Origin of the sequence: Caballeronia grimmiae, from assembly GCF_022879615.1 — a bacterium.
Classification (GTDB): Bacteria; Pseudomonadota; Gammaproteobacteria; order Burkholderiales; family Burkholderiaceae; genus Caballeronia; species Caballeronia grimmiae.
Window position 1 is genome coordinate 2,055,503 of the sequence record NZ_CP084271.1, and the last position, 17,752, is coordinate 2,073,254.

The 17,752-nt window shown below is 63.9% G+C and carries 14 protein-coding genes; 10 read left to right on the plus strand and 4 right to left on the minus strand.

Going from position 1 to position 17,752, the window contains the following annotated elements:
- Window positions 1-14 precede the first annotated feature (14 nt).
- From LDZ21_RS09900 to LDZ21_RS09910, 3 genes are all read left to right on the plus strand, one after another.
- Window positions 15-794 carry an ABC transporter ATP-binding protein gene (locus tag LDZ21_RS09900; RefSeq protein WP_035960688.1) on the plus strand — a complete coding sequence of 260 codons (780 nt, stop codon included), beginning with the start codon at window positions 15-17 and terminating at the stop codon, window positions 792-794.
- A gap of 515 nt (window positions 795-1,309) precedes the next feature.
- Window positions 1,310-2,458 (plus strand): porin, encoded by a 1,149-nt coding sequence (locus LDZ21_RS09905; protein WP_035961139.1) that lies wholly within the window; start codon window positions 1,310-1,312, stop codon window positions 2,456-2,458.
- Between the two features lie 316 nt (window positions 2,459-2,774).
- Window positions 2,775-3,896: a porin gene (locus tag LDZ21_RS09910; protein WP_244793115.1), complete on the plus strand. Its 1,122-nt coding sequence runs from the start codon at window positions 2,775-2,777 to the stop codon at window positions 3,894-3,896.
- 131 nt (window positions 3,897-4,027) lie between these two features.
- Here LDZ21_RS09910 and LDZ21_RS09915 read toward each other — a convergent pair whose 3' ends face one another.
- The 3 genes from LDZ21_RS09915 to zwf form a co-directional block, all read right to left on the minus strand.
- Window positions 4,028-5,944, minus strand: a complete 1,917-nt coding sequence (locus tag LDZ21_RS09915; protein ID WP_244793117.1) for a bifunctional transcriptional regulator/glucokinase — start codon at window positions 5,942-5,944, stop codon at window positions 4,028-4,030.
- Window positions 5,925-6,647 carry a 6-phosphogluconolactonase gene (gene pgl / locus LDZ21_RS09920; RefSeq protein WP_244793120.1) on the minus strand — a complete coding sequence of 241 codons (723 nt, stop codon included), beginning with the start codon at window positions 6,645-6,647 and terminating at the stop codon, window positions 5,925-5,927. The genes LDZ21_RS09915 and pgl overlap by 20 nt, the downstream gene beginning before the upstream one ends.
- A gap of 129 nt (window positions 6,648-6,776) precedes the next feature.
- Complete coding sequence (zwf, locus tag LDZ21_RS09925) at window positions 6,777-8,237, minus strand: glucose-6-phosphate dehydrogenase (protein ID WP_244793122.1); 1,461 nt, start codon at window positions 8,235-8,237, stop codon at window positions 6,777-6,779.
- A gap of 186 nt (window positions 8,238-8,423) precedes the next feature.
- Here zwf and LDZ21_RS09930 point away from each other — a divergent pair, with 186 nt between their 5' ends.
- From LDZ21_RS09930 to LDZ21_RS09955, 6 genes are all read left to right on the plus strand, one after another.
- Window positions 8,424-8,837, plus strand: a complete 414-nt coding sequence (locus LDZ21_RS09930; RefSeq protein WP_244793124.1) for a hypothetical protein — start codon at window positions 8,424-8,426, stop codon at window positions 8,835-8,837.
- A complete protein-coding gene (locus tag LDZ21_RS09935) occupies window positions 8,834-10,087 on the plus strand; it encodes an ABC transporter substrate-binding protein (protein WP_035960681.1) in 1,254 nt (417 codons plus the stop codon). The genes LDZ21_RS09930 and LDZ21_RS09935 overlap by 4 nt, the downstream gene beginning before the upstream one ends.
- A 202-nt stretch (window positions 10,088-10,289) precedes the next feature.
- On the plus strand, window positions 10,290-11,231 hold the full coding sequence (locus LDZ21_RS09940) for a carbohydrate ABC transporter permease (protein ID WP_035960680.1): 942 nt from the start codon (window positions 10,290-10,292) through the stop codon (window positions 11,229-11,231).
- Complete coding sequence (locus tag LDZ21_RS09945) at window positions 11,221-12,078, plus strand: carbohydrate ABC transporter permease (RefSeq protein ID WP_035960679.1); 858 nt, start codon at window positions 11,221-11,223, stop codon at window positions 12,076-12,078. Before LDZ21_RS09940 ends, LDZ21_RS09945 begins: the two co-directional genes overlap by 11 nt.
- Window positions 12,079-12,130: 52 nt before the next feature.
- Window positions 12,131-13,249: an ABC transporter ATP-binding protein gene (locus LDZ21_RS09950; RefSeq protein ID WP_035960678.1), complete on the plus strand. Its 1,119-nt coding sequence runs from the start codon at window positions 12,131-12,133 to the stop codon at window positions 13,247-13,249.
- 134 nt (window positions 13,250-13,383) lie between these two features.
- Window positions 13,384-15,516, plus strand: a complete 2,133-nt coding sequence (locus LDZ21_RS09955; protein WP_244793126.1) for a prolyl oligopeptidase family serine peptidase — start codon at window positions 13,384-13,386, stop codon at window positions 15,514-15,516.
- A gap of 424 nt (window positions 15,517-15,940) precedes the next feature.
- Here LDZ21_RS09955 and LDZ21_RS09960 read toward each other — a convergent pair whose 3' ends face one another.
- Window positions 15,941-17,152 carry a Bcr/CflA family multidrug efflux MFS transporter gene (locus tag LDZ21_RS09960; protein ID WP_244793128.1) on the minus strand — a complete coding sequence of 404 codons (1,212 nt, stop codon included), beginning with the start codon at window positions 17,150-17,152 and terminating at the stop codon, window positions 15,941-15,943.
- Between the two features lie 103 nt (window positions 17,153-17,255).
- Here LDZ21_RS09960 and LDZ21_RS09965 point away from each other — a divergent pair, with 103 nt between their 5' ends.
- Window positions 17,256-17,741, plus strand: a complete 486-nt coding sequence (locus LDZ21_RS09965; RefSeq protein ID WP_244793130.1) for a hypothetical protein — start codon at window positions 17,256-17,258, stop codon at window positions 17,739-17,741.
- Window positions 17,742-17,752: the final 11 nt, after the last annotated feature.

Here is a 17,752-nt window from a genome sequence, read left to right on the forward strand (position 1 = left end):
CCCCAGGACCGTTCATGAATTCCCAGAAGCACAAGCTTTTCGTCGACGACATCCACAAGCAGTACGGCAGCAATGAAGTGCTGAAAGGCGTATCGCTGAAGGCGAACGCCGGCGATGTGATCAGCATCATCGGCTCGTCGGGCTCGGGCAAGAGCACGATGCTGCGTTGTATCAACTTTCTCGAACAGCCGAATCGCGGGCGCATCTTCGTCGATGGCGCCGAAGTCCGCACGATGATGGACAAGAGCGGCGCACTGAAGGTCGCTGATCCGAAGCAGTTGCGTCAGGTCCGCTCGAAGTTGTCGATGGTGTTCCAGCACTTCAATCTCTGGTCGCACATGAACGTGCTGGAGAACGTGATGGAAGCGCCCGTCAACGTGCTCGGCCTGCCGAAGAAGGAAGCCGAGGACCGGGCGCGCACCTATCTCGAGAAAGTGGGCCTCGCTCCGCGGCTCGAGAAGCAGTATCCGTCGCATCTGTCGGGCGGACAGCAGCAGCGCGTGGCCATCGCGCGGGCGCTCGCCATGCATCCCGACGTCATGCTCTTCGACGAGCCCACGTCCGCACTCGATCCCGAACTCGTCGGTGAAGTCCTGAAGGTGATGCAGACGCTCGCCGAAGAAGGCCGCACGATGGTCGTCGTCACGCATGAAATGGCGTTCGCGCGCAACGTGTCGAATCACGTGGTGTTTCTGCATCAGGGACGCATCGAAGAAGAAGGTCATCCCGATGCGCTCTTCGGCAGCCCGAAGAGCGAGCGCCTGAAGCAGTTCCTTTCGGGCAGTCTCAAATGAGCAGACGAAACGCAGTCAAAAAGCGCCGAAAGGCGCTTTTTTTACGCCTGTGAGCCGCGAACGAGGCACTTGCGCGGACTAGCGCCACCGCGTTTCCACGTCAATAGGCGTCATACCCGACTCCGAAAAGCTGTAGGTCCAGAAGCCTTGTGTGGCAAGGATTTCCGGACCGTTTCCCAAGCTGTGGGTAGCGCACCCACCACACTAGCATTGCGTTTTCGATACACAGTCCGCTCAAACGTCAATTTCTTTTGGCGTCTGTGATGTATTTTGTTAAATTGGTAACTAAAGTACCAAAACGAAGTACCCAAAAAGTAGTTTTACTTCAAAACAAAGTGAGGAGACACCGATCGACGGGTCGGCGTCACGTTCGCGCGGCCGACGCGTGATCGCCATGAGCACTACTGCCCGCGCGTGTGTCTTTCTCTGAAAACAATTTTCGGTTGGGTGCCCTCGCATCGAACCGCACACGGCAGCACTTTGGGTTCTATTTCTTGACAGGGTTGGAGGAGATGATGAAGAAAGCTTTGCTCGCGGCAGCAGCACTGCTGACGTTCAGCGCGGTGGCTCATGCTCAAAGCAGCGTGACGCTTTACGGTCGCCTGGACGCGGGGCTCGAGTACATGAACGGCGTGCCGACCGGCCCCGCCGGCGCACCCGCCACCGGTTCGTCGCACCGCTTCCGCGCGGAAAGCGGTGACTGGGGTACGAGCCTGTGGGGTTTGAAGGGCGTCGAAGATCTGGGCGGCGGCTATCGCGCCGTGTTCCAGTTGGAAGGCAGCTTCAACACCATGACGGGCCAGGGCCCGGGCAATAACGGCATCTTCAATCGCTGGGCGACGGTCGGTATCGCGAACAACCAGTTCGGTACGCTGTTGCTGGGCCGTGAACTCTTCATCGCAAACGGTGTGTGGGACTTCGATCCGTTCGGCCAGTCGAACTGGTCGTCGGCATCGCTGGTTCGTGGCCGCAACTGGCCGCAATCGAGCAACAACATTTCGTACCAGTCGCCGAAGTTCGCGGGCTTCGACTTCTACGGCCAGTACTCGCTGTCGAACGCGACGAACTGGAACGGTAACGGCACCACGCCGCAAGGCCGTGAAGCCGGCGCGTACATCACGTACACCACGCCGCTCTTCCAGATTCGCGGCATGTACGATGAAATCCGCAATCCGGCCAACGGTACGCTGGGCGGCGTGTACAACGCCATCGACGGCGGCGCGGGCGGCAACGGCGCCTACGCGTACTCGCGTGAGTACACGGCGATGTTCAACGTGTTCCTCGGCCAGTTCAAGGTTCAGGGCGCATACCAGGCGATCCGCTCGTCCGGCATGACGGGCCAGTTGCCCGGCCAGCCGACCACGCTCGATCACGAATGGGGCGGCGTGACGTGGCAAGCGACGCCGGCAGCCGCGCTGATCGCGGCCGTCTACCACGTAAACGGCAACAACGGCGCGGGTAACGCGACCATCTACACGGTCGGCGGCTCGTACAACCTGTCGAAGCGCACGCTGCTGGACCTGCAAGTTGCAACGGTGCAGAACAGCAAGACCGCAAACTACGGCCTGAACGCCAACAACTACGGTTCGGCGGCATCGACGGACAACCCGTTCCCCGGCCACAGCCAGACGGGCGTTTATGCAGGCATCCAGCACTCGTTCTGATCGTTTAAATCGACGAGGCTGAATCAAGAATAGTTTTATAGAGTTTTCACGCTGCTGCGAGAGGCGCGTATCGGTGCGATGCCCGAAAGGGTATCGCACCGTTTTTTATTTGTGACCGCATCTGTCATATTGAATCAAAAGTACAGGTTCGACCCCTTCTAAAAAGTAGTTTTCCTTCAAAATTCCGTCCAAAAAAACGGGCTGTGTCCGCTTGCTTTTGCGCAGCGCGGGCTTCCCGTCGAACGAGTTCCGGTCGATGCAGCGGCATCGAACCGTGCAGCAGTAGTGAGTTCACTTTGACGGAGTTGGAGGAGATATGAAGAAGGCTTTGCTTGCAGCGGCAGCGCTGTTGACGTTCGGCGCCGCGGCGCATGCCCAGAGCAGCGTGACGCTGTACGGCCGGCTCGACGCGGGTCTCGAATACATGAACGGCGTGCCGACCGGCAACCCGGCGAACGCAACCGCGAGCCGCATTCGCGCGGAAAGCGGCGACTGGGGCACGAGCCTGTGGGGCCTGAAGGGCGCTGAAGACCTGGGCGGCGGCTACCGCGCCGTGTTCCAGTTGGAAGGCAGCTTCAACACGATGAACGGCCAGGGTCCGGACAACAACCGCATTTTCAATCGCTGGGCCACGGTCGGTATCGCAAGCGACCGCCTCGGCACCGTCCTGCTTGGCCGCGAACTGTTCGTGTCGAACGGCGTGTGGGACTTCGATCCGTTCGGCCAGTCGAACTGGTCGTCGGCATCGCTGGTGCGTGGCCGCAACTGGCCGCAATCGAGCAACAACATCTCGTATCAGTCGCCGAAGTTCGCGGGCTTCGACTTCTACGGCCAATATGCGCTGTCGAACGCGACGAGGTGGAACGGCAACGGCACGACGCCGCAGGGCCGCGAAGCCGGCGCGTACGTCACGTACACGTCGCCCTACTTCCAGCTTCGCGGCATGTACGATGAAATCCGCAACCAAAGCAACGGCACCCTCGGCGGCGATTACAACGGCAACAACGGCGTCTACGACTACTCCCGCGAATACTCGGCGATGGCCAACGTGTTCCTCGGCCAGTTCAAGCTGCAAGCCGGCTATCAGGCCGTCCGTTCGTCCGGCATGACGGGCCAGTTGCCCGGCCAGCCGACCACGCTCGATCACGAATGGGGCGGCGTGACGTGGCAAGCCACGCCGGCAGCCGCGCTGACGGCTGCGGTCTACCACGTGAACGGCAACAACGGCGCGGGCAATGCGACGATGTACACACTCGGCGGCTCGTACAACCTGTCGAAGCGCACGCTGTTCGACCTCCAGGTCGCGACGGTGCAAAACAGCAAGACGGCGAACTATGGTCTGAACGCCAACGGCGTCGGCACGGGTCCGGCGACCGACAATCCGTTCCCTGGCCGCAGCCAGACGGGCGTGTACGCGGGCATCCAGCACTCGTTCTGAGCGGCGTTCGGGCATGACGGTGCGGCATCTTTCGGATGCCGTACTGTTTGTTCCGCGACACGCGCATGAGAAAAGGGGCTGCCGATTCACATCGGCGGCCCCTTTTTCATTGCACGCAATCCAGCCGGACGCTAATCCCGCGCCACGCCCGATGCGCCGTGACTGAGCCAGTCGAGCACGGCGGCGGCGTCATCGTCGCCCGATTGACGCGTCTTCGCGACCGTCTCGCTGAGCGTCGCGCCCGGCTTCGGTGCGGCACGCCGGATCGCCACGCCGACCGCGAGAATGTCGATGATGACCAGATGCAGGATGCGCGAGATCATCGACAGTTGCGACTCGCGGATCTCGATGTGATCGGTCTCAAGCGCCACGGTCGCGCGCTTGGCGAGCGGCGTGTTGCTCGATGTGATCGCGATCACGGTCGCGCCCTGCTGCATCGCCACTTCGAGCACGCGCAACAGTTCGGGCGCGCGGCCCGACTTCGACACCGCGACGATCACATCGCCCTTGCCGAGCAGCGCCGCCGACGCCGCCTGCATGTAGAGATCGCCGTACGCGATCGTCGGGATGCCGAAGCGGAAGAACTTGTAGTGCGCGTCCTGCGCGACGATATTCGAGTTGCCGAGCCCGTAAAACTCGATGCGACGCGCGCCGTTAAGAATGTCGATCGCGCGCTCGACGTTGTCGAAGTTGAGATGCTCGCGCAGTTGCAGGATGGCGGACACGGTGTTGTCGAGCACCTTCGCGCCGAAATCGGTGGCGGTGTCGCCCAGATGCACCTGGCTGTGGCTGACGGGAATGGTCCCTGTCAGGCCCGTCGCGAGCTTCAGCTTGAAGTCGGACAGACCCTGGCAGCCGAGCGAGCGGCAGAAGCGGATCACGGTCGGCTGGCTCACGTCGGCCTTGCGCGCGATGTCGATGATCGGATCGTTGATGATCGAACGCGGATGATTCAGCGCGAGGTCCGCCACGCGCCGCTCGGCGGGCGTGAGCGCGTCGCGCATCTGGCGGATGCGCTCGAACACCGCCGACGAGCCGCTATTCGCGCGATTCGACAGTTGCTCCGCGAGAATCGCGGACACGCCGAGAAACGCCGGATACTCAGCGGTGATGACGTAAGTCGGGATGCCGGACAGATATTGCTGGAAGCGCCCTTTCGCCTCGAATCGTTCGCGAAAAGGCGACGCGTGGAACAGTTCGCCCAGCTTCAGCACCACGCCGCCGCCGATATAAATGCCGCCCAGCGCGCCCAGCGTCACCGCGATATTCCCCGAGAACGTGCCGAGGATGCCGCAGAAGCAGTTCACCGCCTGAAGCGCGAGCGCTTCGCCTTCGTGGGCGCGGCGGGTGACGTCGGCGCTGCTGAAATCGTCCGCGACCGCGACGCCATCACGTTCCGCGAACGCGCGATAAATCAGCTCGAGGCCCGGACCCGCGCACACGCGTTCGAACGACACATGCGGCCACTTGCGGCGCGCGTATCGCATGACCAGGTCTTCGTCTTCGTCGAACGGCGAGAAGGTCGCGTGGCCGCCTTCGCTGCCGAGCGCAATCCAGCGGTCGTCGGCGGGAATGAGGCCCGACACGCCGAGGCCGGTGCCGGGGCCGAGCAAGCCAATCACGCTGTTCTGCCGGCGCGCGCCGCCGCCGATCTGCACGCGCTGCGCATCGGTGAGGCCGGGCAGCGCCATCGCCAAGGCGGTGAAGTCGTTGACGACGAGCAGCGTATCGAAGCCGAGCGCGCGTCGCGTCGCTTCGATCGAGAAGCTCCAGTCGTGATTGGTCATCTTCACGTGATCGCCATCCACCGGATTCGCGATCGCGATGGCCGCATGGTTCACGCGGCCGACCTTCGTGTCCTTCAGATACTGCTGCATCACTTCCGCGATGCCGGGGTAATCGGCGCCCGGATAAACGCGGATTTGCCCGATTTCGCCCGGCGCCGTCTCCAGCGCGAAGCGCGCGTTCGTGCCGCCGATGTCGGCGAGCAGCCTCGGTCCATCGGCGTGGCTCGCGGCCTGCGCGACCTTATGCACACCAGTAGACATCGAGCTTCACTCCTTCATCGTTGGCCAGCGTCGAGATGGCGTTCTTTTGGCGGGCGGCGAGCGCCGCATTGAGTACGTCGAGCTTCTTCTGGCCGGAGATGAAGAGAAAAAGCTGGCTGACCTGTTTCAGCGCGGACATCGACAGGCTGACGCGCGCATGCGGCGCGCTGCCCGGATGCACGGCGACGAAGCGGTCCTGCGTGGAAATCGCGAAGTCCCATTCGGGCGCGTCCGCGAAGATGGACGCCGTATGGCCGTCCTCGCCCATGCCGAGCACGGCGACATCGGGCAGGCGGCGGCGCGGGTCGGCGTTCAAGGCCGCGACGTGCGCTTCCAGCGTGGCCGAGGTATCGACGAGCGGCAGGAAGTACGCCGCCGCCGCAGCGTTCTGCAGCAGCGTCGCGCGCACGAGCTGCGCGTTGCTGGCGGGATCCGATTCGGGCACCCAGCGATCGTCGACGAGCGTGACGTCGATATGGGCCCAGTCGAGCGGCTCTTGCGACAGCGTCTGCAAGAACGGGCGCGGACTCGTGCCGCCCGATACCGCGAGCGTGGCGTGCGCCGGCTGTCCGGTGGGCTGCGCGCTGGCATCGGCCGATGCGGCGCCTCGTGCCGCGAGCGACGCGGCAAGCGCGTCGCTGACGGCTTTCGCCAGCGCGTCCGAGTGGGCGCGCGGGTCGTCGAAAGTGCGAAGCTCGATCACTGCTCCTCCATCCTGCTTGTCTGGTTTATCGACCCGCTTTTGCCGCGAAGCCGCGAACGGTCCGCGAAGCGGTGTGGGTGCTGACGTTCGCGCCGCGTCCCTCTGTGGGAGACCGTCGGCGCGACGCCCTTAATTCTCTTCTTCCAGCCAGCACGTGCCGTGTTGCGCGAGCATGGCGCTCGACGCCGCCGGCCCCCACGTGCCCGCCGCATACGGCTTCGGCTTGTTGGTGGACGTGGCCCATGCGTTGAGGATCGGTTCTACCCAGCGCCACGCGGCTTCCTGCTCGTCGCGCCGCACGAAGAGGGCCAGCCGGCCGCGGATGACGTCCAGCAAGAGCCGCTGATACGCCTCCATCTGCCCTTCCTTGAAAAATTGGTCGAACGCGAGGTCCAGATGGACGCTTGCCAGATTCATGCCCTCGCCCGGCTGCTTGGCGAGGCAATACAGGCGGATGGTTTCGTTCGGCTGCAAGCGGATCACGAGCCGGTTCGCGCCCGCGCGCAACGCGTTCGCACCGAGCGCCGAGTGCGGCACCGGCCGGAAATTGACGACGATTTCCGCGACCCGGTCGGCGAGCCGCTTGCCGGTACGCAGGAAGAACGGCACGCCGGCCCAGCGCCAGTTTTCGATTTCGACCTTCAGCGCGACGAAGGTTTCGGTATTGCTGTCCGGACGCACGCCCGGCTCGGTGACATACGCCGGCACGGCTGCGCCGCGAATCACGCCCGCATGATACTGACCGCGCACCGCGACGCGGCTGATCTCGCGCTCGTCGATGGGCTTCAGCGCGCGCAGCACGCGCAGCTTTTCGTCGCGCACGGAGTCGGAATCCATCGAGTGCGGCGGTTCCATCGTCACGATGGAAAGCAGTTGCAGCAAGTGGTTCTGCACCATGTCGCGCAGCGCGCCGGTGTTGTCGTAGAAGTCGCCGCGCGCTTCGACGCCCAGCTCCTCGGCGATGGTGATCTGAATGCTCTCGACCCATTCGCGCCGCCATAGCGGCTCGAACAGCGCATTGCCGAAGCGCAGCGCGAGCAGGTTCTGCACCGGCTCCTTGCCGAGGTAATGGTCGATCCGGTAGATCTGCTCTTCCTGGAAGATCTCGCCGACGGCGTCGTTAATGGCGTTCGACGATTCCAGGTCGTAACCGAGCGGCTTTTCGAGCACGATGCGCGCGTTCTCGTTCAGCCCCACTTGCGCCAGCGCCCGGCAGATGGGCACGAAGAGCGACGGCCCGGTCGCCAGATAGAAGACGCGCGTGCCGTCATGCTGCAACAGCGCGTCGCGCAGCACGACGAAGTCTTCGGCGCGGCCCAGGTCGAGCTGCACGTACTGAATGCGCTCGAGAAAGCTGCGCCACGCCGATTCGTCGATCCCCTTCTTCGACACGTGCGGTTTCACGTGCTCTTCGACCCACGCGAGGTATTCGCCCGGCGCCTGTGCGCCCCGCGCGACCGCGACGATCTTGCCCGACGGCGCCAGCATGCCCGCGCGATGGGCCTCGAACAGCGCGGGAAGAATCTTGCGCATCGACAGGTCGCCGGTCCCGCCGAACAGCACGAAGATGAAATTCGAGTCGGTTTGCATGGGTCTGAAGGCCGCGTATGTAGTCGGTGGGACGTCGAACAGAGAGCTAGCGTAGTTCGACAAAATTTTTTTTGACACTGAATTGTAGTTTAACTACAATCCAAATCAAGAGGAAATGTCATCCGGGAAAAAAATGGCTTGTCAATCAGAAGCTGAGTGTTTTCCCTAGGACATTGTTCTGAACGCATGTTAACGGAGTCCGGACATCGCTGCTTTCAAGCACCTTCGGGCTTCGCGTGCAAACCAGCCTCGCGCCTGTACGCCTTCGCCCGCAATGCATCGCGGCCGCTGGCGCCGGCAAAAACCAAAAGCAATTACTTTGCATGGAACCGGAACAGGCGCGAAACCGCCGGCTTCCGTCGAGAGGAGACAGTCGTTGCGATCCAACTCACTCATTCCTTGAGAGCCGTGCGGCCGAACATCGGTCTGCCGGCCCTGCCCGCGCGTGCGCGAATCATCATGCGCGCCGCACGCTCTCCCGCCGACACCGCCGATTCCCCGGCCACCGCTGCACCGTTTCACCCTTCTTTTTTCGACGCTTCTGGCGACATCAGGAGCCAATCGTTTTTTGTTCAGGTGTCTGGAGGAGATAAACAATGAAAGTCCGTAAGCTCATGGGCGCGCTCTGCGCCGCAGGTCTTCTGTGCGGCGCGACGGCGTCGGCGGTGCAGGCTGCCGAAGCCGTGTCCGTGCTGCACTGGTGGACCTCGGGCGGTGAATCGAAGGCGGTCGGCGTGCTCAAGGACGACATGACCAAGCAGGGTTACACCTGGAAGGACTTCGCCGTTGCAGGCGGCGCGGGCGCTGCTGCAATGACCGCGCTGAAGACGCAGGTCATCTCGGGCAATGCGCCGACGGCGGCCCAGATCAAGGGTCCGCTGATCCAGGAATGGGCGGAGCAAGGCGTGCTCGTGCCGATCGATTCCGTCGCCGGCGACTGGAAGAAGAACCTGCCGCCTGAAATCGACAAGATCATTCACGCGGACGGCAAGTACGTCGCGGCGCCGTTCTCGGTGCATCGCGTGAACTGGCTGTACATCAACAAGGCCGCGCTCGACAAGGCAGGCGGCAAGGTGCCGACGACCTGGGCCGAGTTCTTCCAGGTGGCCGACAAGATGAAGGCCGCGGGCATCCAGCCGGTCGCGATGGGCGGCCAGCCGTGGCAAGACCTGACGCTGTGGGAAGACGTCGTGCTGTCGGAGGGCGCGGACTTCTACAAGAAGGCAATCGTCGATCTCGATCAGAAAACGCTGACCTCGGACAAGATGGTTCAGGTGTTCGACACGGTCCGCAAGATCCAGGGTTACTTCGACAACGGCCGCACCGGCCGTGACTGGAACCTCGCAACCGCCATGGTCATCAACGGCAAGGCCGGCATGCAGTTCATGGGCGACTGGGCGAAGGGCGAATTCGCCGGCGCGAACAAGAAGGCCGGCACGGACTACATCTGCGCCGCGGTGCCGGGCACGGAGAAGTCGTACACGTTCAACGTCGACTCGTTCGTGTTCTTCCAGCAGAAGGGCCAGAAAGCCGCCACGCCGGGCCAGCTCGCGCTCGCGAAGACCATCATGTCGCCGGAATTCCAGGAGCAGTTCAGCCTGAACAAAGGCTCGATCCCGGTTCGTCTGGGCGTGAAGATGGACAAGTTCGACGACTGCGCGAAGAAGTCCTACTCTGATGAACAGACGGCGATCAAATCGGGCGGCTATGTTCCGTCGCTCGCTCACGGCATGGCTCAGGGCGACGCGACCGCTGGCGCGATGACCGACGTCGTGACGAAGTTCATGAATTCGTCACAGGATTCCAAGAGCGCCGTCGCTGCGCTCGCGAACGCCGCCAAGACGAAGTAAGCACGAAGCCTGATGGACGGGCAGCGCGCGGCGGATCATCGCCGTGCGCCGCCCGACCGGCGATACGCCGCATCGAGCGTCCGTTGACGCTCCAAGCCAGCCCAATCCGAAAGCACCACCTGTCGCCACAAGCGCGCGATTCAGTGTTCATCAGCGCGCAAGAGCGCCAACAAGCGCCGGCGCATCTTCCAGGAGTCGAGTTGTGACTGCCTCCCTCAGCGGTACCGCGGAAAAGAGTCCGCACCAGCCTCGCCGCGCCTCGCCCACGGCGGCGCTCGCCGATCGCTGGATTCCCAAGCTGGTGCTCGCTCCCAGCATCCTGATCGCGCTCGTGTTCGTGTACGGCTTCATCCTCATCACGGGCTATCTGTCGCTGACGAATTCGCGCCTGATGCCCCGCTACGAGTTCTCGGGCCTCGACCGCTATCGACAACTTTTCGACAACGACGTCTGGTGGACTTCCGCCGCCAACCTCGGCTGGTTCGGCATTCCGTTCATCGGTATCTGCGTGGGCCTCGGCCTGTTCCTCGCGATCCTGCTCGATCAGAGGATCCGCAACGAAGGCGCACTGCGCGCGATCTTTCTCTATCCGATGGCGCTCTCGTTCATCGTGACCGGCACCGCGTGGCAGTGGATTCTGAATCCCGGCCTCGGCATCGAAAAGGTGTTCCACGACTGGGGCTGGACGAGCTTCTCGTTCAACTGGCTCAACGATCCCGACAAGGCCATTTTCTGCGTCGTGATCGCGGCGGTCTGGCAATCGACCGGCTTCGTGATGGCGCTCTTCCTCGCAGGCCTGCGCGGCGTCGACAGCGAGATCTTCAAGGCCGCGCAAGTGGATGGCGCGACGCTGCCGACCATCTATCGCAAGATCGTGATTCCGAGCATGCGGCCGGTGTTCTTCTCCGTGCTGCTGATTCTCTGCCACATCACGATCAAGACGTTCGACCTCGTCGTCGCGCTGACCGCGGGCGGTCCAGGCACGTCGTCGTCGCTGCCGGCCATCTTCATGTACACGTTCTCGTTCAACCGGGGACAACTGGGTGTGGGCGCCGCTTCGTCGATGATGATGCTCGCCACCGTCGTCGCGGTGCTTGTACCGCTGATGTATCTCGAATCGAGGAGCACCCGCAATGCAGCCTAAGATGACGATCAGCCGCGCCGTCATTTACGCGGTGCTCATATTGTTCGCGCTTTACTTCCTGTTCCCGATCTACGTGATGCTGTCCACGTCGTTCAAGGATCTTGACCAGCTTCGCACGGGCAACCTGCTTACGCCGCCCACGCACTTCACGTTTGCGCCGTGGGTGAAGGCGTGGCAGGAAGCGTGTACCGGCGTGCGTTGCGACGGCATGCAGCCGTTCTTCATGAACTCGGTGCGCATGGTGATTCCGGCCGTGCTGATCTCGTCGATCGTCGGCGCGTTCAACGGCTATGTGCTCACGCACTGGCGCTTTCGCGGCGCGGATGCGTTCTTCACGATGCTGCTCGTCGGCTGCTTCATCCCGTTCCAGGCCATTCTGCTGCCGATGGCGCGTCTGCAGGGCTTCCTCGGCCTGTCGAACACGACGAGCGGTCTCGTGCTCGTCCACGTGATCTACGGCATCGCCTTCACGACGATGTTCTTCCGCAACTTTTACGTGAGCATTCCGGCTGAGCTCGTGAAGGCGGCGCGCATCGACGGCGCGGGCTTCTTCACGATCTTCACGAAGATCCTGCTGCCCGTCTCGCTGCCGATTTTCATGGTCTGCCTGATCTGGCAGTTCACGCAAATCTGGAACGACTTCCTGTTCGGCATCGTGTTTTCGGGCGTCGATTCGATGCCGATCACGGTGGCGCTGAACAACCTCGTCAATACGTCGACGGGTGTGAAGGAATACAACGTCGACATGGCGGGCGCGATCATCGCTGCGTTGCCGACGATTCTCGTCTACATGATCGCGGGACGTTATTTCGTGCGCGGCCTGACGGCGGGCGCGGTGAAGGGTTGAGCGCGCAGCGGCGCGCGTCCCCTGCTGAACAGACAACATAGAGGATTCAAGCATGGCAAGCCTTTCCATCCGTGACGTGTACAAGACCTACCCGAACGGGGTGCCGGTTCTCAAGGGCGTCAATATCGACATCGAGGACGGTCAGTTCCTGATCCTCGTCGGCGGCTCGGGCTGCGGCAAGTCCACGCTGCTCAACATGATCGCCGGTCTCGAGACCGTGACCAAGGGCGACATCATGATCGACGGCAAGACGGTCAACAACCTCTCGCCGAAGGACCGCGACATCGCGATGGTGTTCCAGTCGTATGCGCTCTACCCTTCCATGAGCGTGCGCGACAACATCTCGTTCGGCCTCAACATCCGCAAGGTGCCGAAGGACGAGCAGAAGAAGATCGTCGATCGCGTGTCCGAGACGCTGCAGATCGGCCATTTGCTCGACCGCAAGCCCGGCCAGTTGTCGGGCGGCCAGCGTCAGCGCGTCGCGATGGGCCGCGCGCTCGCCCGCGATCCCGTCATGTTCCTGTTCGACGAACCGCTCTCCAACCTCGACGCGAAACTGCGCATCGAGATGCGTTCGGAAATCAAGCTGCTGCATCAGCGTCTCGGCACGACCATCGTGTACGTGACGCACGACCAGATCGAAGCGATGACGCTCGGCGACCGCATCGCCGTGATGAAGGATGGCGTCGTGCAGCAGTTCGGCGCGCCGCAGGAAATCTACGATTCGCCGTCGAACCTGTTCGTCGCGGGCTTCATCGGCGCGCCGCCGATGAACTTCATCACCGGCAAGCTGGTCGAGTCCGGCTCGGGCGTCGGCCTGCAGATCGATACGGGCGTCACGCAGAAAACGCTGAACCTGCCGTTCGATGCATCGCGCCTGCGCGGCAAGATCGGCCAGGACGTGGTGCTCGGCCTGCGCCCGGAACGCATCACCGATGCGCGCAGCGCCCACGACGTGTCGGACGCGGCCCTGCAACCGATCGACGTGCGGGTGGACGTCATCGAGCCGACCGGCCCGGACACGCTGGTGTTCGCGCAGGTGAACGGCAAGCGCATCGTGTCGCGCGTGCACCCGGCGTCGAACCCGCAGCCGATGTCGAACACGACGCTGCTGTTCGACGTCTCGAAGGCCGTGCTGTTCGACCCGCAGACGGAAGAGCGTCTTGCCTGAACGTTCGCGCTAACTGCATCGCTTCCGAAGCCGCGCTCATCGCGCGGCTTTTTCTTTGCGCGTCGGTTTTTCGCCGCGTGCGGCACAATCACCGCTTCGACATTCGCCTGAAGCTCCACGCGCAGCCATCGTTCATGACCTTGCTTCCCACGTATCCCGCTCCCGCCTGGCCGCTTTCCGACGGCCCTGATCCTTTCATCGGCCTCGAATCGCTCGACGATCCCGCCGTGCAGGACTGGATCGACGCCCAGAACCGCCGCACCGAAGCCGCCTTCGGCGAAACGCCCGAAGCGCGCGCCCTGGCCGCGCGGCTCGAAGCGGCGTACACGTCGCAGGACCGGATCGTGACTTGCTCGCGCTACGGCGACTGGGCCTACAACACGTGGCAGGACGACGCGCATCCGCTCGGCATCGTGCGCCGCACGCCGTGGAGCGCGTGGCTTGCCGGAACGCCCGACTGGGACATCGTGCTGGATGTCGACGCGCTCGATCTCAACACGAACGAAGCCGACGGCACGCGCTGGGCGCTCGCCGACTTCGACATGCTCTACCCGACCTACGATCGCGCGCTCGTGAGCCTGTCGCCGGGCGGCTCGGACGCGTGCATCGTGCGGGAATTCGATATCGCCGCGCGCCGCTTCATCGACGATGGCTTCGTGCTGCCGGATGTCGGCAAGCACGACGTATCGTGGATCGATCGCGATACGGTCTACGTCGGCTGGGACGACAGCCGGACCAACGCGCGCCCCGCGCTGACCACGTCCGGCTTTCCGCGTCAGGCGCGGCGCTGGGCGCGCGGCACGCCGCTCGCCGATGCGCCGGTCGTGTTCGAAGGCAAGCGGCGCGACGTATCGGCGGGCGCGGACTACGATCCGCTCGAAAAGCTGCATCTCGCCTCGCGCGCCGTCACGTTCTGGGACACGCTGCATTACTGGCTCGACGAAAGCGCGAACGAATGGCGTCAGTACGACCTCCCGGCGCACGCGGAAATCGAGCATTGGGAAGGCTGGCTGTTCGTCACGCCGCGCAAGATGTGGACGACGGGCGGACGGCGGCATGCGGCGGGTTCGCTGCTCGTCATCCGGCGCGATGCGTTTCTCGACGGTGCGCGCGATTTCACCGCGCTTTTCGTGCCGGGCGCGCGGCGCGTGCTGGCGGGCATCGACTTCACGAAGCACTGGCTGATCGCCTCGCAGATGGACGACGGCGCTCCGCGCGTCACGCTCTGGCGCCCGCCCGCCGATGCCGTGCCGGGCGCCGAATGGACATCGCGCGAATTCGCGTTGCCGGAGGCGAGCCAGTCGTATGTCGATTCCATCGATAGCGAGCAGGACGACACGGTACTGATCCACGTCGAGCATTTTCTGACGCCGCCGTCGCTCTATCACGCCGACCTCGCCACCGACGCGCCGTGGACGCTGCTCGCGCGCCTGCCCGCGCAATTCGACGCCTCCGGGCTGTCGGCCGTGCGCCGTCACGCGATCGCGCCCGACGGCGAGCGCATTCCTTACTGGCTGATCGGCCGCGATGTCGACGGAGAGCGGTCATCGCAGCCGCGCCCCTGTTTGCTTTACGGTTACGGCGGCTTCGAAGTCGCGCTCGATCCGAGCTACGACGCGACGACCGGCATCGCGTGGCTGGAACGCGGCGGCCTGTACGCGGTGGCGAACATTCGCGGCGGCGGCGAGTTCGGACCGCAATGGCATCAGGCTGCGCTGCGCGAGAACCGGCAGGTGTCGTTCGACGATTTCATCGCGGTCGCGCAGGCGCTCGTCGAGAGCGGCTTCACGAGCGCGAAGCAGCTTGGCATACGCGGCGCGAGCAACGGCGGGCTGTTGACGGGCGTCTGCATGGTGCAGCGCCCGGAATGCTTCGGCGCGGTGCTGTCGGAAGTGCCGCTGCTCGACATGACGCGCTTTCATACGCTGCTTCAGGGCGCATCGTGGATCGACGAATACGGCGATCCCGACGATGCCGCCGACCTCCGTCATCTCGTCGCGTATTCGCCGTATCACAACGTCAGCGCGAATGCGGGGTATCCGCCGGCGCTCTTCACGTCATCGAAAAGCGATGACCGCGTGCATCCCGGCCACGCCCGCAAGATGGCGGCGAAGATGCAGGCGCAGGGACACGAGCGCGTCTGGTATCAGGAAACGGGTGAAGGCGGACACGGCGCGGGCGTCGAGCCTGAAGCGGTCGCGCAGGCCGAGGCGGCGGCGTTCGCTTTCCTCGCGTCGGCGATTGGGCCGTTGCCGTCTGGCAATTGAGTTACGCCAACTAAAACAAGGGTATCGCTCACGGATAGCGTCGAATCCTTGCAATTCGAAATCGTTCGATATAGGCGGCCGGGCAGGCGGCTTATAGTTCAAACACTCCTTGCTGCATCGGCGAGTCGCCTCCCACAGAGAAGCGGCGAGCCAGGGAACCGGTACGTGCACAGCACCAGTTCGTCCAGCCGGGAGTGATACGAAGTACTGACTTATTCGACCGAAGCAAACCGATCGGAAACACCTCTGACCCAGCAAGTACCGATCCAATACAGGAACAGACGCCTATTGCCCACACCGAAGCGACCAAGAATTCACCTCTGACCCAGATGAATGACTGAATATAGACCGAATGCAACACCTGACCTCTTAGACCTCGCCATCGCGCGAGGTTTTTTTTCGCCCGCGCACGTCGCAACGATGGTCAGACGCGTACCGGCGTAGCGTGCGAACGCATCACGAGCGTGCGTCCCGCGAACGTCAGCACCCCGCACACGCCGATGACGATGCCCATGCCGTGCGGCGAGACATCGTGAAAGAGGCCGACCGCGAGACTCGCCAGCGCGCCGAGTGCGAGCTGCATCGCGCCGAAGACGGCCGCCGCCGCGCCCGCGTTGCGCGGATAGCGATGCATGAGTTCGGTCGTGCAGTTCGCCGACAGCAACCCCACGACGCCGACCACGAAAAACAGGCTAGCGACGATCGACCACAGCCCGCCCCACCCCGTCAGCGCGACGAGCGCCACCACGAGCGCCGCCGCGACGCTGACGATCGCCGCGCCCGAAATCATCCGGATCGGACCGACGCGCCCGACGAGCTTCGTATTCAGCACATTGCCGGCGATGATGCCGACGATATTCAGTCCGAACAGCAGCCCGTAATGCTGCGGCTTGACGTGAAAGTAATCGATATAGACGAACGGCGTCGCGGTGATATACGCGAACATCGACGCGAACGCCATGCCGCCGCACAGCACATGGCCCCAGGTGACGGGATCGGTCAGCAGATGTCCGTAGGCGGCGAACGACTTGCCGAGCGCCGCGTTCGCGCGCTTTTCCTTCGGCCAGGTTTCGGGCACGCGCAGGAACGCGGTCACGGCGCAGACCGCGCCGAACAGCGTCAACGCGACGAACACGACGCGCCAGCCGCCGAGCAGCAGCAATTGCCCGCCGATGAGCGGCGCAAGCAGCGGTCCGATCGACGTGACGATGGAGAGCATCGACAGCACGCGGGCTGCATCGGTCGGCTGATGCGCGTCACGGGCGATGGCGCGCGCCAGCACCGACGCCGCGCCCGCACCGAGCGCCTGCAGGAAGCGCACGAAGACGAGCGCGTCGATGGAGAATGCCGCTGCACAGCCGACGCTTGCCAGCGCGTAAAGCGCGATCCCGCCGAGCAGAACGGGCCGCCGGCCATAGGCATCGGACAGCGGACCGTAGAGCAGCATGCCGAACGAGAAGCCGAACATGAAGCTCGTCAGCGTGCTTTGCGCGGCGGCCGGGCTCGTGCCGAACGCGGCGGCGAGCGACGGCAGGCTCGGCAGGTACATGTCGATGGACAGCGGGCCGCACGCTGCAAGCGCGCCGAGCAACAGAATCAGCCGGCGATCGGGCCGGCGACGAGTGGTGTCTGACATCGGGTGCGCTGGAAAAGGACGGAGCGCTTCGCGGCTTCTAGCCTCGAAGGCGAGCGGCCCATTGTACGCGACCTCTTTTTCGGCGTTGCGCTAAGCTCGGCGCATGACCGCCTTCCTTCTGATCTGGAGCCCGCGCAAATGGCCGTGGCCCGAGTTGCCCGATGTCGCGCGCCGCGTCGCAGCGGGCGAAGCGGTCGCCGATGTGTGGGGCTGCGGCACCGCACGCGGCCTCCTGCCGGGCGACCGCGTGTTCGTGCATCGCGTGGCGCAGGAGCCGAAGGGCGTGTTCGCGTCCGGCTATGTGACGCGCGCGCCCTATGAAGTCCCCGATGCGCAGTCGAAGCGCGGCTACCGGCTGTGCATCGACTTCGTGTACGACTGGCTCGTCGATGCGCGCGAGCATGTCGTCGTCACGCGCGACGAGTTGCGCGCGCATCCCTTCTCCGTGCAGACGTGGGATGCGCAAAGCTCGGGCACCCTCATCAAGCCGATGGCCGAAGGCGCGCTCGAAAAGCTCTGGACCGCGCGCACGGGCCGGCGCGGGCATCCTCATGCGGCACCGCTTCCCTCCGGCGACGCGGGCCGATGACGGACGCCGCC